Annotated in this window: 8 protein-coding genes and 1 pseudogene; 1 reads left to right on the top strand and 8 read right to left on the bottom strand. The window is 60.5% G+C overall.

Going from position 1 to position 8,210, the window contains the following annotated elements; genetic code table 11:
- From L9Z73_RS20590 to L9Z73_RS20625, 8 genes are all read right to left on the bottom strand, one after another.
- Nucleotides 1–507: HyaD/HybD family hydrogenase maturation endopeptidase (locus L9Z73_RS20590; RefSeq protein ID WP_247404764.1), on the bottom strand; the 507-nt coding region annotated here is incomplete at its 3' end.
- A complete protein-coding gene (cybH, locus tag L9Z73_RS20595) occupies nucleotides 504–1,187 on the bottom strand; it encodes a Ni/Fe-hydrogenase, b-type cytochrome subunit (RefSeq protein ID WP_247404766.1) in 684 nt (227 codons plus the stop codon). The genes L9Z73_RS20590 and cybH, both read right to left, overlap by 4 nt.
- 61 nt (nucleotides 1,188–1,248) lie before the next feature.
- Nucleotides 1,249–3,105, bottom strand: coding sequence for a nickel-dependent hydrogenase large subunit (locus tag L9Z73_RS20600; RefSeq protein WP_247404769.1), 1,857 nt, complete (start codon nucleotides 3,103–3,105; stop codon nucleotides 1,249–1,251).
- A 6-nt stretch (nucleotides 3,106–3,111) separates the two neighbouring features.
- Nucleotides 3,112–4,212, bottom strand: a complete 1,101-nt coding sequence (locus tag L9Z73_RS20605; protein WP_247404772.1) for a hydrogenase small subunit — start codon at nucleotides 4,210–4,212, stop codon at nucleotides 3,112–3,114.
- Nucleotides 4,213–4,648: 436 nt separating this feature from the next.
- Nucleotides 4,649–5,704 (bottom strand): HoxN/HupN/NixA family nickel/cobalt transporter, encoded by a 1,056-nt coding sequence (locus tag L9Z73_RS20610; protein ID WP_247404775.1) that lies wholly within the window; start codon nucleotides 5,702–5,704, stop codon nucleotides 4,649–4,651.
- A 201-nt stretch (nucleotides 5,705–5,905) separates the two neighbouring features.
- A complete protein-coding gene (locus L9Z73_RS20615) occupies nucleotides 5,906–7,231 on the bottom strand; it encodes a PAS domain-containing sensor histidine kinase (protein WP_247404778.1) in 1,326 nt (441 codons plus the stop codon).
- Nucleotides 7,232–7,236: 5 nt separating this feature from the next.
- On the bottom strand, nucleotides 7,237–7,692 hold the full coding sequence (gene nikR, locus L9Z73_RS20620; protein WP_247404781.1) for a nickel-responsive transcriptional regulator NikR: 456 nt from the start codon (nucleotides 7,690–7,692) through the stop codon (nucleotides 7,237–7,239).
- A gap of 12 nt (nucleotides 7,693–7,704) precedes the next feature.
- Nucleotides 7,705–8,106 (bottom strand): nickel-dependent hydrogenase large subunit, encoded by a 402-nt coding sequence (locus tag L9Z73_RS20625; protein WP_247404784.1) that lies wholly within the window; start codon nucleotides 8,104–8,106, stop codon nucleotides 7,705–7,707.
- A 25-nt stretch (nucleotides 8,107–8,131) separates the two neighbouring features.
- Here L9Z73_RS20625 and L9Z73_RS20630 point away from each other — a divergent pair.
- Nucleotides 8,132–8,210, top strand: a pseudogene (locus tag L9Z73_RS20630) (TetR/AcrR family transcriptional regulator); the annotation flags it as partial.

Raw genomic sequence — 8,210 nt, forward strand, 5'->3', positions numbered from 1 at the left:
CCAACTGTCGAGCACGCGCAGCGCCTCATCCAGCGCGCCTTCCATGGCGGCCCTGACGCTGGCGCGCAGGCTGCCGCCGTAGTCCATCATGTTTTCCGGCTGGCAACCGATCAGCAACACCCGTGTTGGGTAGTGGCCGGTCAATTGCGCGAGCATCAGCACTTCCTGAAAGCCGGTCTGGTGCAGGCTGAGCTTTTTGATGCCGAGGAATTTGGGGACATCGTCGTCGGCGATGAACTTCAGTTCGCCAGGCGTGAGGTTGTAGTCCACGGCGTCGAAAATCAGCAGGTAATCGGCTTGCTGAACATGTTGGATCAAGTACAGGCCTTGCGTGCCGCCATCGATCAGCGCCACGTTGTCGGCGAACTCATAACGCTGTTGCAAGGCTTCGACGCAACGCACGCCGAAGCCTTCGTCGGCCCACAAAAGATTGCCGATGCCCAGCACAGTGATCTGCGGCAGTGTCGGTTGGAGAGGACTCATGGCGGTTTCTACCAATGTGGTCATTTTTTAAAGGTCTTGTAGCCGGAAATCATTGACCCGACCAAGCTCAGGCGTCCGTTGATTTCTTCGCGCACGGCGGCATAGATGTGGGACATGACGAATAGCACAATCACCCACATGCCCAAGTGATGCAGGACATGCACATTGTTGGATTGCCCCAGCAGCGGCAGTACCCAACCGAAGGTGCGTTCCTGCCACGAGCCCATTTGCGCGCCTTCGCCATACAGTGCGAAGCCGGTCAGGATCATGAACAGCGAGGTCAGCAGGAAGATGAAAAACATCGCGAAACGCGACAGCGGGTTGTGGCCGAACATCGGTGTTGGAGTAGGCCCGATGAACAGGTAGTAGCGCATCCAAGCGCTCATGTCGGCCCAGTACGCCTTGCTGGTCAGCGGCACCGAGAACAGTTCGCGGGCATGATGATTGCCCACCAGCGCCCAATAGGCGCGCCCGATCATGGCGATGGTGAAAATGTAGGCCGCGCTGAAATGCGCAAAGCGGATGTAGCCCATCACGAAATGCTCGCTGGCTTCGCCCGGCTGGGTGGCCAGCGGCGAGCCAATCAAGTAACCGGTGATGGCCAGCACCACAATGCAGGCGGCATTGATCCAGTGCCACAGGCGCACGGGCGCCTCGTACACGTATTCCGACTGGTCGATGGGGCTTTGAGTAGGTTGGGTCATAGCGTCACCTTTGGATGGGCAGGCGCCGTAGCGCCTGCCAATTGCAGCGTTGAACAATCGATCAACTGACCTTGACTGTGCTCAGCTCCGCGCCGTCCTCGCTCATCACGTGGGTGGCGCAGGCCATGCACGGGTCGAAGGAGTGCAACGTGCGCAGGATTTCCACAGGCTGATCGGGGATCGCCACCGGCGTGTTCATCAGCGCGGCTTCGAAAGCCCCGATCTGGCCTTTGGCGTCACGCGGGCTGCCATTCCAGGTGCTGGGCACGACGCACTGGTAGTTCTCGATCTTGCCGTCCTTGATCCGGATCCAGTGGCCCAATGCGCCGCGTGGCGCGGCAACGATGCCGACCCCTTTGGCTTCAGCCGGCCAGGTGGACGGGTCCCACTTTTCGACGTTGGCGGTAGCGCGGTCGCCGTTGCGGATGTTGGTCATCAACTCGTTCCAGTCGTCGACCATCATTTCTGCGCAGTACTCGGCTTCCAGGGCACGGGTCAGGGTTCGGCCAATCGTGCTTGGCAAGAGTTGCTTGGCACTCAGGTTGGTTTCCGCCAGGCCCAGGGCTTTTGGCAAGTCGTGGTTGACGGCTCGCAGCGAACCTTCCAGTTGCTCCTTGACCCGCTGGCAATGCGGGTTGCCTTTAAGGGCGTGGGCATAACCCAGGATGTAACGCGCCAAAGGCCCGACTTCCATGGCATGGCCGCGCCAGCGAGGCGATTTGACCCACGAATACTTGGCGCTTTCGTCGACTTCTTCGATGTTGGTGCGGGTGCCCTTGGTCTTCGCGCCCAACTCGTAGTTCGGCTCGGTGATGCCGTCCCACGGGTGCAGGCCCTTGTCGTTGTCCGGGTAGTTGTACCAGGAGTGAGTCACGAACTCTTGCACTTGCTCGGGATCACGAGGGTCCACGGGAAGGATTTCGTCCCAGTTGCCATTGAGGATTGCGCCGCCCGGCAATTGGTTGGTGCTGTCGTCGTAATTGACCTTGGCGTAGGTGCCGTAGTCCATCACGTTGGTTGCCGACAAACCGCCACCGTGCAGCCAACCTTTTTGCTTGTAGATGGTGCCGATGGCCAGCACGTCCGGCACATACACGTTGCGGCAAAAGGTCAGCGCTTCATCGATGCGCGCACGCACGAAGTTCAAGCGCTCCATATTCAACGGCGCACCGGCGGCCAGATCGCCATCGATATTGATCGCGCACGGCACGCCGCCGACCAGGTAGTTAGGGTGCGGGTTCTTGCCACCGAAGATGGTGTGGATTTTCACCCACTCTTTCTGCAAGTCGAGGGCTTCAAGGTAATGGGTCACGGCCATCAGATTGGCTTCAGGCGGCAGTTGGTAAGCCGGGTTGCCCCAATAGCCATTCATGAACGGCCCGAGCTGCCCGCTTTCGACGAACTTCTTCAGGCGGTTTTGTACGTCGCGGAAGTAACCCGGCGACGACAACGGGTGAGCCGGCGAAACGGTCTGCTGCAATTCCGAGGTGCGTTTGGGGTCAGCCTTGAGCGCGGACACCACGTCCACCCAGTCCAGTGCATGCAGGTGGTAGAAATGCACGGCGTGGTCATGGACTTGCAACGTCTTGGCCATCATCTCGCGAATCAAGTGCGCGTTCGGCGGGATGCGAATGCCCAGCGCGTCCTCTACCGAGCGCACCGAGGCCAGCGCGTGGCAACCGGTGCAGACGCCGCAGATACGCTCCACGAACGCCCAGGCGTCACGTGGGTCGCGGCCCTTGAGGATGACTTCGAGGCCGCGCCACATGGTGCCGGTGGAAACGGCGTTGCGGATAATGTTGTTGGCATCGAGGTTGACCTCGACGCGCATGTGGCCTTCGATACGGGTCACAGGGTCGACAACGATACGTCGGCCTGTGTTGTTGAGGTCGAAACCCTGAGTCGAATAGGTGCTCATTGGTGCTTATTCCTGTTTTGTCGCTGGGGCGTCAGGCGAGGTAGTGGGCGCCTTGCCGTTACTGGCGCGTTTGAGGGCGGTGACGGCGGCGTGGGCAGTGATCGCTGCGCCTACGGTGACACCGGCAGCCAGGCCGATTTCATCGGCGTTAGCTTCAACCCCAAACTGGTTGATACCGCTCAGGTGCTGATAGAACGAGCCCTTGTCCCAGAACCCCTCCTCCGAGCAACCGATGCAGCCATGGCCGGACTGGATCGGGAAGCTGGTGCCGCCGTTCCAGCGCACGGTCGAGCACGCGTTGTAGGTGGTCGGGCCTTTGCAGCCGACTTTGTAAAGGCAATAGCCCTTGCGCGCCGCGTCGTCGTCCCAGGACTCGACGAACTGACCGGCGTCGAAGTTCGGACGGCGGTAGCACTTGTCGTGAATACGCTGGCTGTAGAACATTTTCGGCCGGCCCTGACGGTCCAGCTCAGGAATGCGGTCGAAGGTCAGCATGTAGGTGATCACCCCGGTCATCACTTCGGCGATGGGCGGGCAGCCCGGCACTTTGATGATCGGCTTGTCGGTGATGACCTTGTGAATCGGCACGGCCTGGGTCGGGTTCGGCTTGGCGGCCTGTACGCAGCCCCAACTGGCGCAGGAGCCCCAGGAAATGATCGCCTTGGCATCGCGTGCAACACGCTTCAACTGCTCGACGAAGGGCTTGCCACCAATGATGCAACTCATACCGTCCTGGTTCAGTGGCGGGTTGCCTTCGACGGCCAGGATGTAGTTGCCCTTGTACTTGGTCATGACCTCGTCAAGGATCGCCTCGGCCTGATGCCCGGCGGCGGCCATCAAGGTGTCGTCGTAATCCAGGGAGATCATCGACAACACCACGTCCTTGGCCAGCGGATGCGCGGAGCGGATGAATGACTCCGAGCAGCAGGTGCATTCCAGGCCGTGCAGCCAGAGGACTGGTGTGCGCGGTTTGTTCTCCATGGCCCAGGCGATTTTGGGCATGAATGCCGGGCCCAGGCCCAGCGAGGTTGCGGTCAAGGAACAAAATTTGAGAAAGCTGCGGCGCGAGATGCCTTGTCTGCGCATCACCTCGTAAAACGTTTCCATTACTTTATTTCTCCTCCCCGCGAATGTTCTTCAACGGGGGCTGCACTCGGTGTGTTGGAAATCTGTGCCTGACCAGGTAAATCAGGCGCCATGCCGTCGGCTACAAAGGCCATCAGTTCTATGGGGTGTTGAGGCTGCAGCCGTGGTCATGATTGCGACGGCGGCTGGAAACATGCGGATAACCCATGACGTTCAGTTATCTGGTAAGTACAAGACCTGTGCCATTTCGCCGCGGCGTGGATAAATTGCTTACCAATTAACTTATCCATATGTTTTTAAAGAATTTTTTATTGTTTACCGAGTGCACCGATACACGCTGTAACAAAGCTGAAATGGAATGTTTGTTTCCACTATTTATGCAGCCTGGAAACTATGTATCCGGCGGGGAAAGTGACTGGCGAGAGAACCTCGCCAGCCATTGAAAGGAAGAGAAGGCTCAGGCGGGCGTCACGTCCAGGCGGTCGTAGCCTTTGAAGCGGTAGAACAACACGGAAACGGTCCAGGTCAGGATGAATATCCCGACGATCAGGTAGCCGATCATGCCGAAGTTGTCGGTCAGCGCGGTGATGAAGTCCCACACGCCACCGTGCAGATCCCAACGCGCAGCGACCAGCCCGAGCACCTCCACCCCGCCCACCAGCAAGGCCACCAACACCGACATGGAGGTGATAGTCAGGTTGTAATAGAGCTTGCGGGCCGGGTTGACCAGTGCCCAGTGGTAAGCGCCGGTCATCATCACGCTGTCGGCGGTATCGACCAGCGCCATGCCCGCCGTGAAGAGCGCCGGGAACACCAGAATCGACCAGATCGGCAGGCTCTGCGAGGCTTGCACCGCCGCAATCCCCAGCAGGCCGATTTCAGTGGCCGTATCAAAACCCAGGCCGAACAGCAGGCCCAGCGGATAGAGGTGCCAGGGACGGCTGATCAGCCGGAACAGCGGGCGCAATAGCCGAGCAATCGGGCCGCCGCCGGTGAGTATCGCGCTCATTTCTTGTTCGCCGATTCGCTCGCCGCGGCGTACTCGGTTAAACGCCTGGTACACCGAGCGCAGGATGAGCAGGTTGATCAGCGCCACCAGCAACAGGAACGCGGCAGACACCGAGGTGCCAATCAGCCCACCGATGCCGTGAAAGGCTTCGATTTCGCTTTTGAACGCCGTGGCCGTCAGGGCGATACCGAGCGAGGCAAGGATCACCACGGTGCTGTGCCCGAGCGAGAAGAACAGGCCGACACTCGCGGTTTGTCGGCCTTCCTGGATCAGCTTGCGGGTGGCGTTGTCGATGGCGGCGATGTGATCGGCATCCACGGCATGGCGCAGGCCGAAGCTGTAGGCCAGAAAAGCGGTGCCCAGCAGCAGCGGATAGTCATGGAAGGCCGTGAAAGCCCAGGCCCAGGCCAGCAGGTTGGCAGCGATCAGGCCGGCGAAAATCGCCAGGACGCGACGCTTGAACGTCATAGGCGCAAGAGCCGGTGAAACAGGATGCAAGGGCATGCGAACTCCAGAAAGATGGGTTCAAGTATGAAGAAACTGAAAAACTTCATACAAACCCTGTGCCAGTTTACTTGCCGAGTGCCATTCAGGCGTGGTCGGGCGACGGTCTGGCGCTCGCAGAACATGGCGGCTGGACAGTGACTGTCCAGCCGAGCCGATAAGTGGACAATGAACTTCCAGCAACGGTGCTGGATTATCGGTTCAGGCAAGCCCGGCTTCGGGCAGCGTCACGGTGAACTGCGCACCGCCCTCGGGGTGATTGGTAGCCGACATCCGACCGCCGCAGCGCTCAATGATGCCGTAGCTTATCGATAACCCCAGGCCCGTGCCCTTACCCACGGGCTTGGTGCTAAAGAACGGATCGAACACCTGGCTCAGGTGCTTTTCTGCGATGCCCGCCCCATTGTCGCGTAAACGCAGCGTTACCCACCCAGGCTCCTGGGTCACATCGATCCAGACTGTCGGCACGGCCTGGTTGGCCGCTTGCGCGGCATCGTAGGCGTTCTGCATCAGGTTCATCAGCACTTGCAGCAGTTGCCCGGCATTACCGCGCACCGCTGGCGTATCAACGGCCTGCCAATGCACCTGCAGATCAGGCGCGACGCCGCGACAAACCCAGTGGATGGCGCGCTCAATGACGTCATTGAGATCGACCTCGCCCAGTGCTTCACGGTCCACGGCCGAGAAGCGCTTCAGGGCACTGACGATGTCGGCGGTGCGTTGCGCGCCCTCCATGCTGCCCTCGATCAACGACGGCAAATCGCTCAGCAGAGGATCGATGCGCAGCTGTCGGCGCAAGGCTTGAAGGCTGGTTTGCGACTCGCCGTCGTGGACCGCTTGCAGGTACTGCTGCAGGCGCTTGCCATAGCTGTCGAGCACATGCGCGTTGGCCAGCACAAAGCTGATCGGGTTGTTCAGTTCGTGGGCGACACCGGCCACCAGGCGCCCCAGCGAGGCCATTTTTTCCGCGTGCAACAGTTGTTGTTGGGTGCGCTTGAGCGCTTCGTGGGCCTCGTGCAGTTGGCGATACGCGTGCTTGAGTTCGCCCAGCGGTCGCCCCACCAGCACATGCCCGATAAAGCGCCCGTTGCCAGCGCTGCGCACGGTGCAACTGACGTCCACGGGCACCGGCGCGCCGCTTGCATCCCTGAAGTTGACCTCCAGCGAGGCGCTGGCGTTGGGATGGCGCAAGCTGGCGAGGGTCTGGCGCAATTGGGTTTCACTGTGCGGGTCGGCCAACAATGCATAGGCCGGGCTACCGGACAATGACTGCTCATCGAGGCCAACCAGCGTGCGCAGCGCGCTGTTGCTCTCTTCAATGCGCCCTTCGGGGTCGCAGGCCAGCAACACGTCGGACATCGACGACAGCAGCCCGGCGATGAACTGTTGCGACTGCTCCAGTTCGACGTTCTTCTCTTCCAGGGCGATTTCGTCTTGCACCAGCTTGGAATAGACCTCGTCCATCCTGGCGATGACTTCGATCCAGGCGTCTTCGTCGAGGCTGCCGGGTGGCGGTTTACGGGCCATGGTCGTCAGCTTTTAGGGTGCAGATGCAGGTGACTGTGGGCCTGCTCGTGGGTCGCATCCGGCTCCACCGGGATCAGGTTCAGCGAGCCATGACGCACGCCGCGCTCGGCGCACACACGATGGGCGAAATCGCGCACTTCATCGGACGAGCCTTTGAGCATCAGGCTTTCCAGGCAGTTGTCGTGATCCAGATGCACATGCTGGCTGGCAATGGTCAGGTGATGATGCGCGTGTTGCAGGTCCATCACCCGTTCGGTAAGGGTGCGTGAATGGTGATCGTAAACGAAGCTCAGGTTGGCCACGCAATGCGGCGCCTGGCCCTGCTCCAGACGCGCCTGCTCGATATGCCGGCGCAAAATGTCGCGCATGGCCTCGGAACGGTTGTGGTAACCCTGGTCGCGAATCAGTGCGTCCAGCTCCTCAGCGAGGCCACGGTCCAGGGAAATGGTCAGGCGTTCCATGGGATTTCCTTTTCAATGCACCGTGCAAACCATGCACGGGTCAAAAGAGCGAACAATATGTTGCACCGCTACCGGGCTTTTTTCGCCGGGTAACACTGGAGCACCCTGCAAGGCTTGTTCCAATGCACCGGGTTGGCCCTGGGCATCGCGTGGCGAGAAGTTCCAGGTGGTCGGGGCGATGATCTGGTAGCGCGAGATTTTCCCGTGCTCCACCTCCAGCCAATGCCCCAGCGCCCCACGGGCCGCTTCGGTCAGGCCGACCGCGCGACCTTTGTCGGGCAATGCGGCGGCACGGTAATACGGCTCGCCGGGGCGCAGGGCGATCAACCAGCTTTCCATCAGCGGCACCACCTGCGCCAGTTCCAGCAAACGCGCGAGCAGGCGCGTATAAACCGTTGCCGAGCAACGTGCCACGGCATCCCACAGCACCCACGCCGGGAAGCCCGCCAGCCGTATTCGGCAAAAGAACGAGCAAGCGATTCTTCAAGCGGCTGAAGACGAGTTCGCACGTCACGGCT

Source organism: Pseudomonas emilianonis, assembly GCF_023072625.1.
Lineage (GTDB): Bacteria > Pseudomonadota > Gammaproteobacteria > Pseudomonadales > Pseudomonadaceae > Aquipseudomonas > Aquipseudomonas paraveronii.

Excerpts from the sequence above, each read along its gene's own strand:
- cybH (WP_247404766.1), bottom strand. The coding sequence starts at position 1,187 with ATGACCCAACCTACTCAAAGCCCCATCGACCAGTCGGAATACGTGTAC.
- L9Z73_RS20600 (WP_247404769.1), bottom strand. The coding sequence starts at position 3,105 with ATGAGCACCTATTCGACTCAGGGTTTCGACCTCAACAACACAGGCCGA.
- L9Z73_RS20605 (WP_247404772.1), bottom strand. The coding sequence starts at position 4,212 with ATGGAAACGTTTTACGAGGTGATGCGCAGACAAGGCATCTCGCGCCGC.
- L9Z73_RS20610 (WP_247404775.1), bottom strand. The coding sequence starts at position 5,704 with ATGCCCTTGCATCCTGTTTCACCGGCTCTTGCGCCTATGACGTTCAAG.
- L9Z73_RS20615 (WP_247404778.1), bottom strand. The coding sequence starts at position 7,231 with ATGGCCCGTAAACCGCCACCCGGCAGCCTCGACGAAGACGCCTGGATC.
- nikR (WP_247404781.1), bottom strand. The coding sequence starts at position 7,692 with ATGGAACGCCTGACCATTTCCCTGGACCGTGGCCTCGCTGAGGAGCTG.